Consider the following 17739-nt stretch of genomic DNA (forward strand, 5'->3'; position numbering starts at 1 on the left):
TCTCGTAGAAAAGAACCACGGGTGTCAGTCTATCGGTGGCTCGGGCGGTGTCACCGCCTGAGCCACCCCCGGTCCTTCTCTAAGCGACCTTGATATCGACCTCGTGGATACCGGCGCCAACGGGTGCCACCGTGGCGTCGCCGTTGCCGACCTTGGACAGCGCGCGCACGGTCCAGGTTCCCGGCGCGGCGAAGAACCGGAAATCGCCGGTCGCCGAGGCAACCACCTCAGCGGTGAACTCATCGCTCGAGTCCAGCAGGCGCACGAACGCACCGGCCACCGTCTGACCCGCGTCGTCCACGACGCGCCCGGTGATCACGGTTTCCTTTTCGAGGTCGACTCCGGCGGGCAGGGTCTGCCCTTGTTTCGGTGCAGAGCACATGATCAATTTCCCAACTCGATCGGGGCCCCCACCAGGGAGCCGTATTCGGTCCAACTTCCGTCGTAGTTCTTGACGTTCTTGTGTCCCAACAACTCCTGGAGCACGAACCAGGTGTGTGAGGACCGCTCGCCGATGCGGCAGTAGGCGATGGTCTCGTTCTCGCCGTCCAAACCCGCCTCGGCGTACAGCTTCGCCAAGGCCTCATCGGACTTGAAGGTGCCGTCCTCGTTCGCGGCCTTGCTCCACGGAACGTTGATTGCGCCGGGGATATGCCCGGGGCGCTGGCTCTGCTCCTGCGGCAGATGCGCGGGCGCGAGGATCTTGCCGGAGAACTCGTCGGGGGAGCGGACATCCACCAGGTTCTTGGCGCCGATCGCGGCGATCACCTCGTCACGGAACGCGCGGATGCTGTTGTCGGGTGCCTTGGCCGAATAGCTGGTGGCGGGACGGTTGACCGTGTCGGCGGACAGCGGGCGGTCATCGAGCTCCCACTTCTTGCGGCCGCCGTCGAGCAACTTCACGTCCTCGTGGCCGTAGAGCTTGAAATACCAGTAGGCGTAGGCGGCGAACCAGTTGTTGTTGCCTCCGTAGAGCACCACGGTGTCGTCGTTTGCGATGCCTCGATCGCTCAACAGCTTCGAGAACTGTTGGGCGTCAACGAAATCCCGTTTCACCGGATCCTGCAGGTCGGTCTTCCAATCCAGCTTGACCGCCCCGGGAATGTGGCCGGTGTCGTAGGCGCTGGCGTCCTCGTCGACCTCGACGAGCACGACGTTGGGTGCGTCGAGATTGCTCTGGGCCCAGTCGGCGGAGACCAGGACGTCGGAGCGAGCCATGGGGGAGTTCCTTTCGGTTGCGCGGCTTGGAGGCTTCAGGAGGTGGCGGGCGCGGGGCGTAGCCGGGCCGCGAGGGGATAGAGCTGGCAGCCGAGACAGATGCCGAAGGCCGCGTTGAGGAATGCGGCGAACAGGGCCAAAGCGGTCGCGATGACGCCGAGCAGAGATGCACCGAGCGCGAAGCCCGCGATGCCGACGGCAGCGAAGATCAAGCCCACCAACTGTGCGAACCTCAACGGCGGTATCGGCTCCCGCTCGGAAACGGGGCTCAGCCGCGGCGCGACCATCTTGGCGAAGACCAGCCCGTAGGGGTGCCGGCGGGGCCCTCGCAGCCCGCCGACGGCGAAAACGAGGGCCTGCAGCGAGAGCAGGACCGCCGCGGCCACCGTGTTGAACCCCGAGATAGCCAGCACCGCGATCAGTACGGCGGTGGTGACCCACGCCGCGAAGCGGGGCCCACGGACGTCCACCTCGGCGGCGGTGGTGGTGATGTTGTTGGCCGGCATGTATCTACTCCTGTTGCTCATCGGGCTGGACGGAGACAGGCCGCACACGGCCGCTCCAGAGTGGCGGCGCGAAAATGAGGGCGCGGCTACTCAGCAGCTACAGCAACAACAGCAACAACCCGCGACGCGGCACAGATCAACTGCGCGACGCTTGGTGAGCGCTAGCTCAAGGCGGGCCGACACGGCAGACATGCTACCCAATAACCGGGGTCTCAGGCCAACAGAGGTTCCAGCGCCGAGCGCAGGTCAGCGACCTTGGGCACCCCGGCCGTCCGGTACCGCTGCCGGCCCTCGGCGTCGAAGATGAATGTCGTCGGCAGCGACATGACCGAAAGCTTGCGTGCGGCAGCCGGGTTGGCGTCCATATCGATCTCGACGTGAGCAACCTCACCGATGTCGGTGCAGACTTGGTTGACCACACGCCGCACCCCCGCGCAGGGCCCACACCACACGGCGCTGAAGTGCACGATCGTCGGCCCGGTGCGGGACAGGCCCAGGTCGCTGACATCGACTTCGAGTGGCTCGGCATTGCCGCGCAAGACGCCCGAACGCCGGTTATGCCACATACCGGCGACCCCGGCCACACCCAGAGCGGCGGCGATGGCGACGGTCGCGGTGATGAATGCGGAACTCATGACTGTTTGAACTCGTCCAGGCGGATGGTTACTCCCTCGGTGATGCCTTCGATGATGATGTCCGACCCTCGGGCGCCCTCAGTGGTGGGGCGCACTCCGAACGGGAGCTTCTGACCCGGCAGGCTGCCGCTGAATGCCGCCAGCACGGCCTGTTTCTTGTCGTCGGGCACCGATTGGTCGGCGGTACCCGGGCCCGTCTGGACGTCGGTGGCGGTGAACACGAGCGTCGTCTGGTCCTCGCCGGCGATCGAGAGGTCGACCGCGACGCTGACCGGCTTGTCGAACCCGGCCTTCTTGGGCGTTCCGGTGAAGACCAGCCCCTTGCTGCCGGAGATGCCCGACTCGGTGGTACCGCCGGTGGCATCGTTGGTCTCCCTCGACGGGGCCTCCACCATCAGGTCCTTGATGCCCACGAAGCGGCCCAGGTGACCGGAGTCGATGATGATGCGGCTCTCCAGCTTCCCGACTGGCAGCCACGCGTCCGGTCTGATCAGCCACGATGCCTCGGTGAGATCGATGTTGTGCAGGGTGGCCTCCAGTGCGGCTTTGCCGATCACCGGGCGGTCCACCCCGTTGGCCTTGATCTCGATCTCGTCATAGTGGTGGTGCATGGCCTGGCGGATGAACGGAAAGCCCAGGATTGCCACCGACGGGTCGAACGACAGTCCCGCCGCGGACCGGACGGTGCGCGCCAGCCGATATTCGGCGTAGATGGTCGCTCCGAAATCGGCGCCGACCGCCCCGACGACCACTGCGGTGATCGTGGCACCCAGGGTGATCAACAGCTTCCGCACCTGCATATTCTGGCTCACCGGCGCCGGGGAACCACCGCCCCGCGCCCCCTTTGCGGCGTCCCGATCGGTTCGGATCGGCTAAATACCAGGTAGCGGGTTAAAGTTAGATGACCCATGGTCGGGTAACGGCCATATGTCGCCCATGAGTCTGGTAGGTCACCGCGACGGCGCTGTCGACGATGAGTATCCAGGGCATTGGAGAGTCTGTTGGACCTGCTGCTTCTCACCGTCGACCCGCACCCGGAATCGGTGCTGCCTTCGCTGGCGCTGTTGGCGCACACCGTGCGGTCAGCGCCGACCGAGGTGTCGTCGCTACTCGAAGCGGGCACCGCGGACGTAGCGATCGTGGACGCCCGCACCGACCTGGCGGCGGCCCGCGGTCTGTGCCGGCTGCTCGGCACCACCGGCACGTCGGTGCCGGTGGTGGCTGTCGTCAACGAAGGCGGCCTGGTGGCCGTCAACATGGACTGGGGACTGGACGAGATCCTGCTGCCCAGCACCGGACCAGCCGAGATCGATGCCCGGCTGCGGCTGCTCGTCGGCCGGCGCGGCGGCATGGCCACCCAGGAAAGCGCGGGCAAGGTCAGCCTCGGTGAGCTTGTCATCGATGAGGGCACCTACACCGCGCGCCTGCGCGGCCGCCCCCTCGATCTGACCTACAAAGAGTTCGAGCTGCTGAAATATCTCGCGCAGCACGCCGGCCGGGTGTTCACCCGTGCGCAATTGCTGCAGGAGGTGTGGGGCTACGACTTCTTCGGCGGTACCCGCACCGTGGACGTCCACGTGCGGCGCTTACGCGCCAAACTCGGCCCGGAATACGAGTCGCTGATCGGAACCGTCCGTAATGTGGGTTACAAGGCGGTCCGCCCGGCCCGAGGCCGTCCCCCGGCCTCGGAGCCTGAATTCAACGAGGACGACGACGAGGACGGCTTCGACGGCGCCGAGGACACCATCTCCGACTCGATGCGCGACGCGGTGCCGTCAGGCTCGATGCCTCACCCGCTCCGCAGTCAGTGACCACGCTGCACTGGCGCACCGCCCCGACCCCGGTCGAACAGGAGCAGGTGCGTGCCGTGATCGACGACGCCACTCGATTCGATGGTGTCGCCCCGGTTGGTGAGCAGGTGCTACGCGATCTCCGGCGGGCAGGAGCGCAGCGACGCGGGGAAGAACACCGGCGGGCAGGAGCGCAGCGACGCGGGGATCAATATAGCCACGAGCGCACCCGCCACCTGATCGCCACCGACGACGGGGACGTGGTGGGCTACCTCAATCTGACGCCGGGGAGCGACGGCGCCGACGCGATGGGCGAACTCGTCGTCGAACCACGGGCTCGCCGCCGCGGAATCGGGTCGGCACTGCTGCGAGCCGCCATCGACGCGGCCGGCGGTCGAGTGCGGTTCTGGGCGCACGGCACCTTGCCGGCGGCGCGGGCGGTCGCCGAGGCGCTCGGGATGACCGTTGTCCGGGAACTGATGCAGATGCACCGGACGCTGCGCGAAATCCCCGAGCCGGGGGTGCCCGAAGGCATCCACATCCGCACCTATCGGGGTCCGTCCGACGATGCCGAGCTGCTGCGGGTCAACAACGCCGCCTTCGCATGGCACCCGGAGCAGGGTGGCTGGGCGCAGGCCGATCTCGACGAGCGGCGCGGCGAATCCTGGTTCGACCCCGAGGGCCTCTTCCTGGCCGTCGACGACGACAGTGGTGGGCTTCTCGGTTTCCACTGGACGAAGGTGCATGCCGACCATCCGGGGCTCGGCGAGGTATACGTCGTCGGCGTGGATCCCGCCGCACACGGCCGCGGTGTCGGCCGCGCGCTGACTGTCGCGGGCCTCGCGTACCTGGCTCGGCGATTGGCCTCTCAGGACCGGCCCGAGGTCATGCTTTACGTCGAGGCCGACAATGTGGCGGCGGTGAAAACCTATGAACGACTGGGTTTTGCCGTATTCAGCGTGGACACCGCATATCGGCCGGCACCGTCAGCCGGTATTGACGCCGCCCGCAGTCACAGCTAGTTAACGGCTGCCCGCAACGCGCCGTTCACGAACCTGTTCACCTTGCGTTTACCTTCCTGGTGGGTTCCGTCTACCACCAACGCATACTTTCGCCCGGACAGTGTTTCGATCCGGCATGGAATACAGATCTGACGAGGAAAGTGGGACACGTGAAGTTTCACAGCGTTGGCAAGGCGTTCGGCGCGACGGTGTCCGTCGCAGCGCTCACCGCTATTGCGGTCGCGGGCTGCGGAAGCAACGAGAACACATCGGGCTCTACCGCCGCCAGTGACTGCACGGGCAAGGAGGCCCTCAAGGCGAGTGGATCGTCGGCCCAGAAGAACGCCATGACCAGGTTCATCACGGCCTACCAGGCGGCCTGCCCAGGCTTCACCGTCAACTACACGTCGAGTGGTTCGGGTGCCGGGGTGAGCGAATTCGTCGGCGGCATCACCGATTTCGGTGGTTCGGACTCTCCGCTGAACGCTGACAAGGGAGAGGTCGACAAGGCCAAGGAGCGCTGCGGCGGCAACGCCGCATGGAATCTTCCGACGGTCTTCGGCCCGATCGCGGTCACCTATAACTTGGACGGTGTCGACGGGCTCGCGCTCGACGGACCTACTCTGGCCAAGATTTTCAACGGTGGGGTGACGAAGTGGAACGCTGCGGAGGTCGCCGGTCTCAACCCGGGTAAGACGTTGCCTGACGAGCCGATCACCGTCCTGTTCCGTAGCGACGAGTCCGGCACCACCGACAACTTCCAGAAGTATCTGGATGCCGCGTCCAATGGCGCGTGGGGCAAGGGTGCGGGCAAGTCGTTCGCCGGTGGGGTCGGCGAAGGCGCCCAGGGCAACGAAGGTACGTCGGCGGCCATCAAGAACACGCCCGGATCGATCACCTACAACGAGTGGTCCTACGCGAAGAGCCAGGGCTTGCAGACGGCCAGCATCGTCACCCCGGCGGCGCCGGATCCGGTGGCGCTGACTTCCGAGTCCGCGGGCAAGTCCATCGACGCCGTGAAAGTCAAGGGCGAGGGCAACGACCTGGTGCTGGACATGACTTCGATCTACGTTCCCGCGGAGGCGGGGGCGTACCCGATCGTGCTGCCCACCTATGAGATCGTGTGCTCGAAGTACCCGCAGAGCGATGTTCCTCCGGCGCTGAAGAAGTTCCTCACCGTCGCGATCAACGAGGGACAGAAGGGGTTGGAGGACAACGGCTACATCCCGTTGCCGGATCGCTTCAAAGATCGCCTCAATACCGCAATCAACGCAATCTCCTAGTCGGCGCGGTTATGACCTTGAGACCAGACGAGACCGCTGTGGATTCGCAGGTTCAGCCTGCGGATCCACAGCGGCGAGGAGATACTGCGGGCGTGTCCATGCCAACGGTGAAGAGTTCCGGACTCAGGGCAGGCGGGCGGTTGGGCGACCGGATCTTCGGCTCGCTGGCGATCGCTGCCGGCGGGACCATCATCGCCGCGATTCTGTTGATGGGATTGTTCCTCCTCATTCGTGCGTGGCCTTCGCTGCGGGTCAACAAGGCCAACTTCATCACCAGTTCGGAATTCGTCACCAATGATCCTGGCAATCTTCGGTTCGGCATCGCGGAGCTCTTCCAGGTCACCGTCCTCAGTTCGGTGTTCGCCCTGCTGATTGCCGTGCCGATCGCCATCGGTATCGCGGCGTTTCTGACCAACTACACGCCGGCGCGCCTGTCCCGCCCGTTCGCGATGTTGGTCGACCTGCTGGCCGCGGTCCCGTCGATCGTTTTCGGCCTGTGGGGCATCTTCGTCCTGGCGCCCTGGCTGGATCCGGTTGCGCGATTGCTCAACGACAACCTGGGCTGGATTTTCCTGTTCGCCGACGGCAACGTCTCGATCCGAGGTGGCGGCACCATATTCACCGCGGGGATCGTCCTTGCGGTAATGATCCTGCCGATCATCACCGCGGTGACTCGCGACGTGTTCAGTCTCACACCGCGCGGTCAGGTCGAGGCCGCGCAGGCACTCGGCGCCACCAAGTGGGAAGTCATCCGGATGACGGTGTTCCCCTACGGTCGCAGCGGCATGATTGCCGGAGCGATGCTGGGTCTGGGCCGCGCCCTTGGTGAGACCGTGGCGGTCTTGATCATCCTGCGGGCGGCAGCCAAGGCAGGGGGGTGGTCGCTGTTCGACGGTGGCTACACCTTCGCGTCGAAGATCGCTTCTGCTGCAGCAGAATTCAGCGCACCGCTGCCCACCGGGGCTTATATCGCGGCTGGCTTCGTGCTGTTCCTGCTGACATTCGTGGTGAACGCGCTGGCCCGTGCGGCGGCCGGCGGAAGGGTGAGTGGCGGATGACCCAGCAAACTCTCGAGCCCCCGCTGAAGGGCCCGACCTTCCATCCGATCAGCCCAGCTCGCAAGATCAAGAACAACCTCGCGACGACGTTGTTCGCCGCGTCGTTTCTGATCGCTCTGATTCCGCTGGTGTGGGTGCTCTTCACGGTGTTGAGGCGCGGCCTGAAGGCGGTTCTGTCCATCGATTGGTGGACGCACTCGTTGTACGGCGTGCTGCCGGAGCAGTTCACCGGAGGCGTTTATCACGCCATCTACGGCACGCTCATCCAGGCGGCGATCGCCGCGGTGTTCTCGGTGCCGCTCGGCATCATGGTGGGCGTCTATCTTGTGGAATACGGCCGCGGGACACTCGCGAAGGTGACCACTTTCATGGTCGACATCCTCGCGGGCGTGCCGTCGATCGTGGCGGCTCTGTTCATCTTCGCGTTGTGGATCGCGACGATGGGGCTTCCGCAAAGCGCCTTCGCGGTGGCGCTGGCGTTGGTGCTGCTGATGCTGCCTCTCGTGGTGCGCAGCACAGAGGAGATGATGAAGCTCGTTCCCGACGAGTTGCGAGAAGCGTCGTATGCCTTGGGTGTTCCGAAGTGGAAAACCATTGTCCGGATCGTCATTCCGACGGCGCTGCCCGGCATGATCAGCGGAATCCTATTGGCATTGGCCAGGGTGATGGGCGAAACAGCCCCCGTGCTGATTCTGGTGGGCTACAGCACGGCGATCAACTTCGACGTGCTCCACGGCAACATGGCGTCGCTGCCGTTGTTGATCTACACCGAGCTGAAGAACCCGGAAGCTGCTGGTGTGGAACGTGTCTGGGGTGCGGCGCTGACCCTGATCGTCCTCGTAGGCGTCGTGTACTTGGCGGCAGCCGGCGTGAACCGGTTCTTGAACCGGAACCGGTCCTGACCACTTTCAAACCCAATCGGCTAAGGAGTCATCGTGGCCAAGCGCCTGGACCTCAAAGACCTCAATATCTACTACGGGTCCTTTCATGCGGTCGCCGACGTCGGCCTTTCTGTGCTGCCGCGGAGCGTGACGGCATTCATCGGACCGTCGGGCTGCGGTAAGTCGACTGTGCTGCGGACACTCAACCGGATGCACGAGGTGATTCCGGGTGCGCGGGTGGAGGGCTCGGTGTTGCTCGACGGCGAGGACATCTACGGTTCCGGCGTCGACCCGGTCAGTGTTCGCAAGACCATTGGCATGGTGTTCCAACGCCCGAATCCGTTCCCCACCATGTCGATTCGCGACAATGTGGTGGCCGGGCTGAAGCTGCAGGGCGTGCGCAACCGGAAGGTGCTCGACGAGACGTGTGAACGCTCACTCAAGGGCGCTAACCTGTGGAACGAGGTGAAGGACCGCCTCGACAAGCCGGGAGGCGGTATCTCGGGCGGCCAGCAACAGCGGCTGTGCATCGCCCGCGCGATCGCCGTGCAGCCGGACGTCCTACTGATGGATGAGCCCTGCTCAGCTCTGGACCCGATCTCCACACTGGCTATCGAGGATCTGATCGCCGAGCTCAAGCAGGATTACACCATCGTGATCGTCACCCACAATATGCAGCAGGCCGCCCGGGTGAGCGATCAGACCGCGTTCTTCAACCTGGAGGCAACCGGCAAGCCGGGCAAATTGGTCGAGGTTGACGACACCGAGAAGATCTTCTCCAACCCCAGCCAAAAGGCCACCGAGGACTACATTTCCGGCCGGTTCGGATAACCCGACATGTCAAAGGGGGCTGTCGCGCGATGCGCGACAGCCCCCTTTGACATGCAGGCCTAGTAGGTCGCGATTTCCTCTTCCTCGGGCAGGTGGCCGGTCACCTGGAAGATCACCCGGCGGGAGATCTCCACGGCGTGGTCGGCGAAGCGCTCATAGAACCGGCCCAGCAGCGTCACGTCGACCGCGGCGGCCACACCGTGCTTCCACTCACGGTCCATCAACACGGTGAACAGGTGGCGGTGCAGGTCGTCCATCGCGTCGTCTTCCTCGCGGATGCGGCGAGCCTTCTCCGGGTCTCGTGAAACCAGCACCTCGCGGGCGCTTTCCCCCAATTCGACTGCGACGCGGCCCATTTCGGCGAAGTAGCCGTTCACCTCTTCGGGCAGTGCGTGCTGGGGATGTCGACGGCGGGCGATCTTGGCGACGTGCAGCGCCAAGGCTCCCATCCGGTCGACATCGGCGACGATCTGAATCGAACTGACGATCGCCCGCAGATCACCGGCCACCGGCGCCTGCAGAGCCAGCAGCACGAAGGCCGCCTCTTCAGCACGGGCGCTGGCCGCGGAGATCTGTTCGTGGTCGGTGATCACCTGTTCGGCGAGGACAAGATCGGCCTGCAGCAGCGCCTGTGTCGCCCGTTCCATCGCAACGCCGGCCATCCGGCACATCTCTGCCAGCTGGTTGGTCAGCGCATCGAGTTGCTCGTGATATGCGGTCCGCATGGCCTCCACCCTACTTTCTGCATGAGCCCTCAGTATGTCCAGGCAGGGTGAACGAACGGTGAATGAAAGCAAACCGCGCCACGCCCGGGGCGGCTTACTCGCAGGTGATGTCCGCGGCGTTGGTGACCGTGAGGTCTTCGGGCAGCTGGGTGGGGGTGCTCCTGGAGTTGTGGCTCACGTGCACGCTGACCGGTGAGCCGCTTGGCGGCGGTGTGCTGACCGCATTGAAATCGGGACCGAGCACCACCTGCACGGTGTTGCCCAGATCGTCCACCCGCTCCATCTCCGCGCCGGGGAAGGCGGCGGAAACGGTGGCGGCGGCCTGCTCGTTTCCTGCCGAGAACATCACCGTCGTCGTGCTCAGGGTGCCCGGGTAGTCGTCGGGCGTCATTACCCGGAATCCATGTTCGCGCAGTGCCTCTGCGGTCGTGGCGCCCAACCCGTCTTGCCCGGTGGAGTTGGAGACTTGGACCCTGATGTCTTGCGGATCCGTTGTCACCGCGTTGACCAGCTCGGTCTCGGCGGTGTCGGGCGGGTCCTGGCTACCGGCTTCAAGGGTCTTCTGCGCCGCGATCAACGGGCTGGTCGTCGCGTTGGTGTCGTTTTCCCCCGGTAGCGGGTCGTCGTTGATGATCGCGTCGAACAATCCGCGGATGTCGTCGGTGCGCGGCTGCTCGTTGCCGTCGGAGTCGGTGATCCCGGTGGTGGGCACCGTGACGAAGGTGATCCGGCCGGCGTTCACGCCCTGCAACGACTGCCCGAGATCGACGAGGTCCTTCGTCCGGACGTTGTCCACGTAGGTGTCGGCGATGAACATGTCCACCACGTTGTTGAGCTTGCGGAGGCTGAACAGCGTGTCCTTGGAGATGATCGAGCGCAGCAGCGAGGACAGGAACAACTGTTGGCGCTTGATCCGGCCGTAGTCGCCGTTGACCTCGGTGGTGACCTGGCGAGCGCGGACGTAGTTCAGCGCGTCGTGCCCGTCGAGCACCTGTCTCCCGGCGCTGGCGAGCACCGTGCCGAGTTCGTAGTCCTCCAGCGGCGTGGTGCTGCAGACTTCGACCCCGCCGAGGGCGTCGACCATCTTGGAGAATCCCGTGAAGTCGACCGCCATGAACCGGTTGATCGACAGGCCCGACATCTTCTGGATGACCTTGACCAGGCACTTCGGCCCGCCGTAGGCGTATGCCGAGTTCAGTTTCGTCTCGGTGTAGCGGTAGTCGTCACTCACCTCACCGGTGTTCTTGTCGACGACGGGGCCGTACTTACCGGTATCGGGGTCCCAGGCCTGGCAGTAGGCCGGGGTGATCGCCAGGTCGCGCGGGAAGGACACCACGACGACGCGCTTACGGTCGGCGGGGACATTGACCAGCATGACGGTGTCCGAGCGCGCGCCATCGGCCTCCGCGGTGGTGCCGGCACCGATCTCGCCGTTGGCGCCGGTCCGGCTGTCGACGCCGACGATCAGGAAGTTCTCGTCGCCGAACTGGGCGTTGGGGTCGAGAATGTCGCGCGAGTCGGGATCCAGCGCGGACACGTTGCGCAACAGATTGTTCTTGGTGGACTGCCACTGCCAGGCACCACCGGTGAGCACGAGTGCCGACACCGCGAAAACCGCCGCCGCTGACCGGCCCGCCAACAGCAGCGGCTTGAGTGCCCGGGACTTCTTCTTCGTGGAGACCTTCGCCGAGGTGGCGGCGGCCGGACCGGGGTCGGCGACCAGCGGACCCCGAGCCCGGTTGAGGGCCTCGAGGTCAGGTATTTCGTCGGCGTAGGCGGCGGTGACGACCGGGATGGGCTCCGTGAGGTCTGCGGAGTCGTCGACGGGCTCGGCTTCGGCGCGGTGGGGGGTGGGGGCGATCGCGGGTGCGGTGGGGGACAGCCTGGCGATCAGGTCGGCGACCGTGATGCCCTCGACATGGTTACCGCTCGGCGGTGGGGTGTCGGGGGCGTCGTGTGAATCCGTCGGTCTCCGCTCCCATGGTGCCGCCCCAGCCGCCGATCGTGGTGCCCGGGTCACCCGTTCGCCCTCGTCAGGGGCGCGGTGCTGGCCAGGAGTGGCGTTGCCGCCATCACTCATGTTCCAGTCGCCTCCGACTCTGGTGCGGTCTTGCGCGTCGACGCGCGTACAAATCCCGCTGAGGTTGTCTGGTCACCGTGGCCGCGCACCGATGCGCGGCCGTCCCAACCGTTCTATGTCTTGTAGCAGCAGTCGGTGGGGGTTCGCCACTCCAGTGACCCACGCGACAAGATCACAATCGTACTGAGACAAGCCCGCTGCCCGCCAGCTCGCGCGGATGTCGAGACCGTCTCGGTTCAGCCTCCGGAGCTCATGACGTCGGCCCCGGTCGGCACGGTGCAGTCGTCCGGATCGTCGAGCCATCCCTCGGGCAGCGTGACCGATGACGCGGATCCCTGACGTCCGCGCGGGCCGGTCGCGGCCATCGGGAACGGAACATCCCGATCGAGCCGGTTGAGCAGCGCGTCGAGTTCGGCCAGGTTCTTGACCAGGGCCAACGCCCGTCTGATCTCGGCCCCGGCCGGAAAACCGTGCAGATACCAGGCGATGTGCTTGCGAATGTCACGCATGCCCTTGTCCTCGCCGAAATGATCGGCCAGCAGCTCGCCGTGGCGGCGCACGATATCGGTGACTTCGCCCAGGGTCGGCGGGGTCGGGGTGGGCGCGCCGGTGAACGCCGCCGACAGTTCGGCGAACAGCCACGGCCGACCCAGGCACCCGCGGCCGATGACGACTCCGTCACACCCGGTCGCGGCCATCATCGCCAGCGCGTCGTTGGCTTCGAAGATGTCGCCGTTGCCCAGCACCGGAATCGTCGTCACCGCCTCCTTGAGCCGCCCGATCTGGTCCCAGTCGGCGGTTCCCGAGTAGCGCTGGGCGGCGGTTCTCGCGTGCAGCGCCACCGCGGCGGCGCCTTCCTGTTCGGCGATGCGGCCGGCGTCCAGGTGGGTCTGATGCGAATCGTCGATCCCGATCCGGAACTTCACCGTCACGGGAACCGAGGTTCCCTCGGTGGCGCGGACGGCGGCGGCGATGATCTGGCCGAACAGGCGCCGCTTGTAGGGCAGGGCGGCCCCGCCGCCGCGCCGGGTGACCTTGGGCACCGGGCAGCCGAAGTTCATGTCGATGTGGTCGGCGAGGTCTTCGCTGACGATCATCCGGGCGGCCTCATAGGTGGTGGCCGGGTCCACGGTGTAGAGCTGCAGCGAGCGCGGCGATTCCTGCGGGGCGAAGGTCGTCATGTGCATGGTGACGGGATGCCGCTCGACCAGCGCGCGGGCCGTGACCATCTCGCAGACGTACAGCCCCGACACGGTTCCGGCCCGTGCTTCCTCGAGTTCGCGGCACAGCGAGCGGAACGCGACGTTGGTCACACCGGCCATGGGCGCCAAGACAACCGGGCTGCGGAGGGCGAACGGCCCGATCCGCAAACTCGTGAAAGCCGGACCGCGGTCGCGGAGGCCGACCGTAGTGGGTGTTGCGTCGACTATGTGGCCGCCCCCGCCAATGCCTTGGCGCTGCGCTTCTCGGCAAGCCGAGCGTCGCGCTCCAGCTTGCGCGCTTTCGCTTCTTCGAACTTGTCGCAGGTGGCTTCGAGTTCCTTGAGCAGCTCGGCTAGATCGTCGCGCATCTGCGCGGCTTCACCGGTGAAGTCCTCGCGCTCGAAGATGCGCCACTTCTTCAGCACTGGCATCACGACGTCGTCGAGGTGAATGCGCGGGTCATACACGCCGCCCGTGGCGATGATGACGGCCTTGCGTCGGAAGTCGGGCACGGTGTACCCGGGCATCTTGAAGTTCTTCAGTACCCGGTGCAGTGACTTCATCGCCTGGTTGGGGGCCACGTCGAAGCCGGCCTCGCTGACGTCGCGGTAGAAGATCATGTGCAGGTTCTCGTCGTTGGAGATCCTGGCGAGCAGCTGCTCGGCAACCGGGTCGTTGCAGGCCTTGCCGGTGTTGCGGTGCGATACCCGGGTGGCCAGCTCCTGGAAACTGACGTACATCACGGAGTCGAACAGGCTCTCGGCGAACAGGTCGCCCTGCTGATTCTGACCGGGGGAGAAGCCGCGGGTCATCTGCTCCATCCGCAGCTCTTCGAGCTCCACCGGATCGCAGTTACGGGTGACCACCAGGTAGTCGCGGATCGAGATGCCGTGCCGGTTCTCCTCGGCGGTCCACCGGTTGACCCAGTAGCCCCACGGCCCGTCCATGGAGAAGTTCATCGCGATCTCGCGGTGATAGGCGGGCAGATTGTCCTCGGTGAGCAGGTTCTGCACCATCGCCGTGCGGGCGACTTCGGAGAGCTTGGACTGCTCGATATCCCAGTCCTGACCGCCGAGGGCGTAATAGTTCTTGCCGTCCGACCACGGGATGTAATCGTGCGGGTTCCAGTCCTTCATCATCGTCATGTGGCGGTTGATGAGCTTCTCCGCTACCGGTTCCAGCTCGCGCAGGAGATCGAGGTCGGTCAGGTCTTTCGACATGAGCCCTCCAGTTATCTGTTCCTAGTGGTAGCAGCAATATATCTGTGTATCCCGGTGACATTCAAGTTACCCAGGCCTTGGCATGTCGTGGCGGCGCCGGGACCCATGGTCGAGCCGCCAGATCGGAGCCGACGCGGAAGCGGCGGGCGATAGTTGTACGGCAGCGGTCGAGACATCGTGAGTCGGATGCCGCGTCGCGTATTTTCGATCGGGTTGACCATTTGAATCACGACGGTGTAGTCATGGGCTCAAGATGGATTGAGCTAGTGAAAACCCTCGTGGCCACTTTTGTTTGTGCGGAGGCAGTGGCCTTAGGCAAGTGGAGAGGTGAGAACCATGAAAAAGGTTGTCCTGGTCGGTATCACCATCACGATCACCTCGGCGCCGTTCTTCGGGTGCGGTATCGCGTCCGCGGACAACGAGTATGTCGGGCAGACCTACGCCGATGCGACGCAAGCGATTACCCAGGCTGGAATGAGCGAGACCATAGCGACTGTCGTCGGTGATCAGCTGCCGACCTCGCAGTGCCGGGTCACCGGGTCCAGGTCCGCCACCGACATCGGCTCCACCGGTTTCAGTTCGGGTAGCCGGATCATGCTTGACCTGAACTGCAATGCCGATGTCGCTTCGCCCGGCAACCCGGGCAACTCCGTCGCCAGCCCGGAAGGTCGGCAGGCGCGTGAAGCCCAAGAGGCTCAGCAGCAGGCCGAGTCACAGCAGAACGTGGGCGACGAATTGCTCCAATCCGGCGATGTGCCCGGCCAGCCCGCTCCGATCCCGGGCGGGTAGCTGCGGGTTCGCTGCACCGGTCTTCATTGGCGCCGTGCGCGCTTAACCGAGCTGGAGTATCATTTGCGCACTGTAGCCACCAGCATTTGGTGTGCAAACGTACAGTCAACGCACATTGTTCCGGAGGTCGCAAGACGTGAAGAAGCCCTTGTTGCTCGGCCTTGGTGCCGTCGGTGTCGCGACCGCGACATTCGCGATTTTCGGTTCCAGCGTTGCCTCGGCAACCAATGAGTATGCCGGCGAGACCTATGCGGACGCCGCGCAGGCCATCAGCGATTCCGGCCAATCCCCGACCATCGCCACCCGGGTCGGTAGCTTCCTACCGACCGATCAGTGCATGGTCACCGGATCGCGCAGCGCTAATTTCCTGGATTCCAGCGGTACCAGCGGCGGCGGCCGGGTGCTGCTCTACCTGAACTGCAACAACAACTTCGCCGCTGCCGGTGTACCGGGTAACTCGATCGGCAGCCCGGAAGGCCGCCAGGCCCGCTCCGATTACGAGGACCAGATCGCCCAGCAGCAGGCCGAAGCACAGCAGAGTGAGACCGATGAACTGCTGCAGAGCGGTGAGGTTCCGGGCGACGCCGGTCAGGTCGCCGGCGGGTAGCTCGCCGCGCGCGACAGCAGCAGCTCAACGCAGTAGTCGATGAACTGCTCGCGAGTGGCTGCCAGTCTGCCCTCGAGGTAGGCGGTGAACAGAGCCGTCAGCGCCCCGATCAATCCGGTTGCCATCATGTTCTGCAGAACCGGGTCGTTGATCGCGGTCAGCTTGCTCTGCAGAAGCTCGATGAATCGGGGCATCCATTCCGCTCCGGAATGGGTCAGCACGGCCTCGACCTGCGGTGCCAACAGCAGCACCCGTCCGCGCACCGGATCGTCCACCATGAGCGCGACGAACCGTTGGACCGCCTCGCGTGGCGTACCCGCCGACGTCAGCGCCGCCATGGCGCGATTGCACACGTCGTCGTAGACGGCGCGGACGAACTCGTCGCGGTCGGGGAAGCTCTCGTAGAAGTACCGCTCGGTCAGCCCGGCATGTCGGCAGACCGCGCGCACCGTGAGCGCCGGGCCGCCCGGGCTGCCGAGGACGATCACCCCGGCGGCGATCAGTTCGTCGCGGCGCAGCGCCTGGCGGTCCGGCAGGGGCACACCCGACCAGCGGCCGCGTCGTTGACCCGACGTCACATCGCTCCTAAGCTCATGATGACAACGCGTGTAGTCAGAAATGCCTTCACGCCATGGGGAAGGTCACCAGTTGAGTCAAGATACGTCCGAGTCGTGCCCGGCCACCAGTGAAGGCGCGCCGCCGGCTTCGGGTTGTCCGGTGACCGGGGGAGCGTATGACGCGCCGCCCGATGTGCTCGGCCCTGATTCGCTGACGTGGAAAATCTTCGGTGACTGGCGTGGCCTGTTGCAAGGGCCGTGGGCCGGGTCGATGCAGAACATGCACCCTCAGCTCGGGGCCGCCGTCGAGCAGCATTCGATCTTTTTCACCGAGCGGCTGCCGCGCCTGCTGCGATCGCTGTACCCGATCGGTGGCGTGGTGTTCGACGGCGACCGGGCGCCGGCGACCGGGGCCGAGGTACGCGACTACCACATCCCGATCAAAGGTGTTGACTCTCAAGGGCGTCGCTATAGCGCGCTCAACCCGGACGTCTTCTATTGGGCTCACGCAACCTTTTTCATGGGGACTGTCCTCACGGCCGAGCGTTTCGGGGACGGGCTCACTGAGGACCAGAAGCGCCAGCTGTTCGATGAGCACGTCGTCTGGTATCGCATGTACGGCATGAGTATGCGCCCGGTTCCCGGAAGCTGGGAGGAATTCCAGGCCTACTGGGACCACATGTGCCGCAATGTCCTGGAGAACAACTGGGCCACTCGACAAGTCCTCGACCTGTCCACGATGCCGAAACATCCTTCCCTGCAGTGGGTTCCGGATGTCATCTGGTCGGCCTACCTCAAGGCGCTCGGACCGTTCGCGGTGTGGGTGACAGTCGGGCTCTACGACCAGCCGGTCCGTGACCTGATGGGCTACCCGTGGACCAAGCGCGACGAGCGTCTGCACTGGTTGTTCGGCCGGTGCGTCAATCTGGCCTTCAAGCTGTTGCCCAAGCGCCGCCGGATGCACCCGCGCGCCCGCGCCGGATGGGACCGAGCCACGGGCCGGCTGCCGGTAGACGCTCCGCTGGTACACAGCCCAGCGCGCAATCTGCCCCCAGTGGGTAAGCGGGACAAGGGAATTCATTACCTGGGTGGAGCGTGCCCGGAAAGCAAAACGCCGTCGGCCTAGCCGGCTGCGAACCCGAGCGGAGCGGTCGGCCCGGAACGGCCACATGCCTCGGCCCGGAGAGTTCGGAACCCGGCCGGAGACGACGGCAAATGCCCCGGGCGTCAGTCTGACGCAGGCGTCAAATACTTTGGGGCGCAGTCAAACCCCAGCACATCACCGCGTATGATGCGGCGAACGCGATGTCGTCGACGTCCTCCTCCTTGCCCCCGAGGTTCCGAACCTGTTCGGCA

20 protein-coding genes are annotated in these 17739 nt (G+C 65.2%); 9 read left to right on the forward strand and 11 right to left on the reverse strand.

The features are described from left to right. Positions 1 to 79 precede the first annotated feature (79 nt). The 6 genes from ORI27_RS01315 to lmeA form a co-directional block, all read right to left on the reverse strand. Positions 80 to 382: a DUF1416 domain-containing protein gene (locus tag ORI27_RS01315; protein WP_265994594.1), complete on the reverse strand. Its 303-nt coding sequence runs from the start codon at positions 380 to 382 to the stop codon at positions 80 to 82. A 2-nt stretch (positions 383 to 384) separates the two neighbouring features. Then, positions 385 to 1218, reverse strand: a complete 834-nt coding sequence (locus ORI27_RS01320; protein WP_265994593.1) for a sulfurtransferase — start codon at positions 1216 to 1218, stop codon at positions 385 to 387. Between the two features lie 35 nt (positions 1219 to 1253). Then, the gene (locus ORI27_RS01325) at positions 1254 to 1724 is read right to left on the reverse strand and encodes a DUF4395 domain-containing protein (protein WP_265994592.1); all 471 of its coding nucleotides are present in this window, start codon (positions 1722 to 1724) and stop codon (positions 1254 to 1256) included. Positions 1725 to 1814: 90 nt separating this feature from the next. After that, positions 1815 to 1916 carry an Ms5788A family Cys-rich leader peptide gene (locus ORI27_RS33080; protein WP_407666191.1) on the reverse strand — a complete coding sequence of 34 codons (102 nt, stop codon included), beginning with the start codon at positions 1914 to 1916 and terminating at the stop codon, positions 1815 to 1817. 20 nt (positions 1917 to 1936) lie between these two features. After that, entirely contained in the window at positions 1937 to 2359 is a 423-nt protein-coding gene (locus ORI27_RS01330; RefSeq protein ID WP_265994591.1) for a thioredoxin family protein, read from the reverse strand. Further along, positions 2356 to 3159, reverse strand: coding sequence for a mannan chain length control protein LmeA (gene lmeA, locus ORI27_RS01335; protein WP_265994847.1), 804 nt, complete (start codon positions 3157 to 3159; stop codon positions 2356 to 2358). Before lmeA ends, ORI27_RS01330 begins: the two co-directional genes overlap by 4 nt. A gap of 198 nt (positions 3160 to 3357) precedes the next feature. On the opposite strand from lmeA, the gene ORI27_RS01340 reads away from it, so the two are divergent. The 6 genes from ORI27_RS01340 (at position 3358) to pstB (ending at position 9203) form a co-directional block, all read left to right on the forward strand. Further along, positions 3358 to 4170, forward strand: coding sequence for a winged helix-turn-helix transcriptional regulator (locus ORI27_RS01340; protein ID WP_265994846.1), 813 nt, complete (start codon positions 3358 to 3360; stop codon positions 4168 to 4170). Then, a complete protein-coding gene (gene mshD / locus ORI27_RS01345; RefSeq protein ID WP_265994590.1) occupies positions 4167 to 5171 on the forward strand; it encodes a mycothiol synthase in 1005 nt (334 codons plus the stop codon). Before ORI27_RS01340 ends, mshD begins: the two co-directional genes overlap by 4 nt. Before the next feature lie 149 nt (positions 5172 to 5320). Continuing rightward, positions 5321 to 6433, forward strand: a complete 1113-nt coding sequence (pstS, locus tag ORI27_RS01350) for a phosphate ABC transporter substrate-binding protein PstS (RefSeq protein ID WP_265994589.1) — start codon at positions 5321 to 5323, stop codon at positions 6431 to 6433. 98 nt (positions 6434 to 6531) lie between these two features. Next, positions 6532 to 7491: a phosphate ABC transporter permease subunit PstC gene (gene pstC, locus ORI27_RS01355; protein WP_265994845.1), complete on the forward strand. Its 960-nt coding sequence runs from the start codon at positions 6532 to 6534 to the stop codon at positions 7489 to 7491. Then, positions 7488 to 8393: a phosphate ABC transporter permease PstA gene (gene pstA / locus ORI27_RS01360; protein WP_265994588.1), complete on the forward strand. Its 906-nt coding sequence runs from the start codon at positions 7488 to 7490 to the stop codon at positions 8391 to 8393. The genes pstC and pstA overlap by 4 nt, the downstream gene beginning before the upstream one ends. Before the next feature lie 33 nt (positions 8394 to 8426). After that, positions 8427 to 9203: a phosphate ABC transporter ATP-binding protein PstB gene (gene pstB, locus ORI27_RS01365; RefSeq protein ID WP_265994587.1), complete on the forward strand. Its 777-nt coding sequence runs from the start codon at positions 8427 to 8429 to the stop codon at positions 9201 to 9203. 59 nt (positions 9204 to 9262) lie between these two features. On the opposite strand, the gene phoU is transcribed toward pstB, so the two are convergent. The 4 genes from phoU to ORI27_RS01385 all read right to left on the reverse strand — a co-directional run bounded on the left by phoU (position 9263) and on the right by ORI27_RS01385 (position 14430). Continuing rightward, entirely contained in the window at positions 9263 to 9928 is a 666-nt protein-coding gene (gene phoU, locus ORI27_RS01370; RefSeq protein ID WP_265994586.1) for a phosphate signaling complex protein PhoU, read from the reverse strand. A 94-nt stretch (positions 9929 to 10022) separates the two neighbouring features. Then, positions 10023 to 12008 carry an LCP family protein gene (locus ORI27_RS01375; protein ID WP_265994585.1) on the reverse strand — a complete coding sequence of 662 codons (1986 nt, stop codon included), beginning with the start codon at positions 12006 to 12008 and terminating at the stop codon, positions 10023 to 10025. 236 nt (positions 12009 to 12244) lie between these two features. Then, positions 12245 to 13330, reverse strand: coding sequence for a tRNA dihydrouridine synthase DusB (gene dusB, locus ORI27_RS01380; RefSeq protein WP_407666190.1), 1086 nt, complete (start codon positions 13328 to 13330; stop codon positions 12245 to 12247). A gap of 104 nt (positions 13331 to 13434) precedes the next feature. Further along, entirely contained in the window at positions 13435 to 14430 is a 996-nt protein-coding gene (locus tag ORI27_RS01385) for an acyl-ACP desaturase (protein WP_265994583.1), read from the reverse strand. Positions 14431 to 14766: 336 nt separating this feature from the next. On the opposite strand from ORI27_RS01385, the gene ORI27_RS01390 reads away from it, so the two are divergent. Both ORI27_RS01390 and ORI27_RS01395 read left to right on the forward strand, forming a co-directional pair. Then, positions 14767 to 15219: a hypothetical protein gene (locus ORI27_RS01390; RefSeq protein WP_265994582.1), complete on the forward strand. Its 453-nt coding sequence runs from the start codon at positions 14767 to 14769 to the stop codon at positions 15217 to 15219. Positions 15220 to 15355: 136 nt separating this feature from the next. Further along, the gene (locus ORI27_RS01395) at positions 15356 to 15826 is read left to right on the forward strand and encodes a hypothetical protein (protein ID WP_265994581.1); all 471 of its coding nucleotides are present in this window, start codon (positions 15356 to 15358) and stop codon (positions 15824 to 15826) included. Here the strand turns inward: ORI27_RS01395 and ORI27_RS01400 are convergent. Then, entirely contained in the window at positions 15808 to 16404 is a 597-nt protein-coding gene (locus ORI27_RS01400; protein WP_265994580.1) for a TetR/AcrR family transcriptional regulator, read from the reverse strand. The two genes, ORI27_RS01395 and ORI27_RS01400, sit on opposite strands and share 19 nt — an antisense overlap. Before the next feature lie 70 nt (positions 16405 to 16474). Between ORI27_RS01400 and ORI27_RS01405 the strand changes: the two genes are divergently transcribed. Beyond that, on the forward strand, positions 16475 to 17509 hold the full coding sequence (locus ORI27_RS01405) for an oxygenase MpaB family protein (RefSeq protein ID WP_265994579.1): 1035 nt from the start codon (positions 16475 to 16477) through the stop codon (positions 17507 to 17509). The last annotated feature ends 230 nt before the right edge of the window (positions 17510 to 17739 follow it).

It is taken from the genome of Mycobacterium pinniadriaticum (genome assembly GCF_026242045.1).
GTDB classification, from domain to species: Bacteria; Actinomycetota; Actinomycetes; order Mycobacteriales; family Mycobacteriaceae; genus Mycobacterium; species Mycobacterium pinniadriaticum.

Excerpts from the sequence above, each read along its gene's own strand:
- ORI27_RS01390 (WP_265994582.1), top strand. The coding sequence starts at position 14,767 with ATGAAAAAGGTTGTCCTGGTCGGTATCACCATCACGATCACCTCGGCG.
- ORI27_RS01315 (WP_265994594.1), bottom strand. The coding sequence starts at position 382 with ATGTGCTCTGCACCGAAACAAGGGCAGACCCTGCCCGCCGGAGTCGAC.
- pstA (WP_265994588.1), top strand. The coding sequence starts at position 7,488 with ATGACCCAGCAAACTCTCGAGCCCCCGCTGAAGGGCCCGACCTTCCAT.
- dusB (WP_407666190.1), bottom strand. The coding sequence starts at position 13,330 with ATGGCCGGTGTGACCAACGTCGCGTTCCGCTCGCTGTGCCGCGAACTC.
- phoU (WP_265994586.1), bottom strand. The coding sequence starts at position 9,928 with ATGCGGACCGCATATCACGAGCAACTCGATGCGCTGACCAACCAGCTG.
- ORI27_RS01320 (WP_265994593.1), bottom strand. The coding sequence starts at position 1,218 with ATGGCTCGCTCCGACGTCCTGGTCTCCGCCGACTGGGCCCAGAGCAAT.
- ORI27_RS33080 (WP_407666191.1), bottom strand. The coding sequence starts at position 1,916 with ATGTCTGCCGTGTCGGCCCGCCTTGAGCTAGCGCTCACCAAGCGTCGC.
- lmeA (WP_265994847.1), bottom strand. The coding sequence starts at position 3,159 with ATGCAGGTGCGGAAGCTGTTGATCACCCTGGGTGCCACGATCACCGCA.
- ORI27_RS01330 (WP_265994591.1), bottom strand. The coding sequence starts at position 2,359 with ATGAGTTCCGCATTCATCACCGCGACCGTCGCCATCGCCGCCGCTCTG.
- pstC (WP_265994845.1), top strand. The coding sequence starts at position 6,532 with ATGCCAACGGTGAAGAGTTCCGGACTCAGGGCAGGCGGGCGGTTGGGC.
- ORI27_RS01325 (WP_265994592.1), bottom strand. The coding sequence starts at position 1,724 with ATGCCGGCCAACAACATCACCACCACCGCCGCCGAGGTGGACGTCCGT.
- ORI27_RS01385 (WP_265994583.1), bottom strand. The coding sequence starts at position 14,430 with ATGTCGAAAGACCTGACCGACCTCGATCTCCTGCGCGAGCTGGAACCG.
- ORI27_RS01375 (WP_265994585.1), bottom strand. The coding sequence starts at position 12,008 with ATGAGTGATGGCGGCAACGCCACTCCTGGCCAGCACCGCGCCCCTGAC.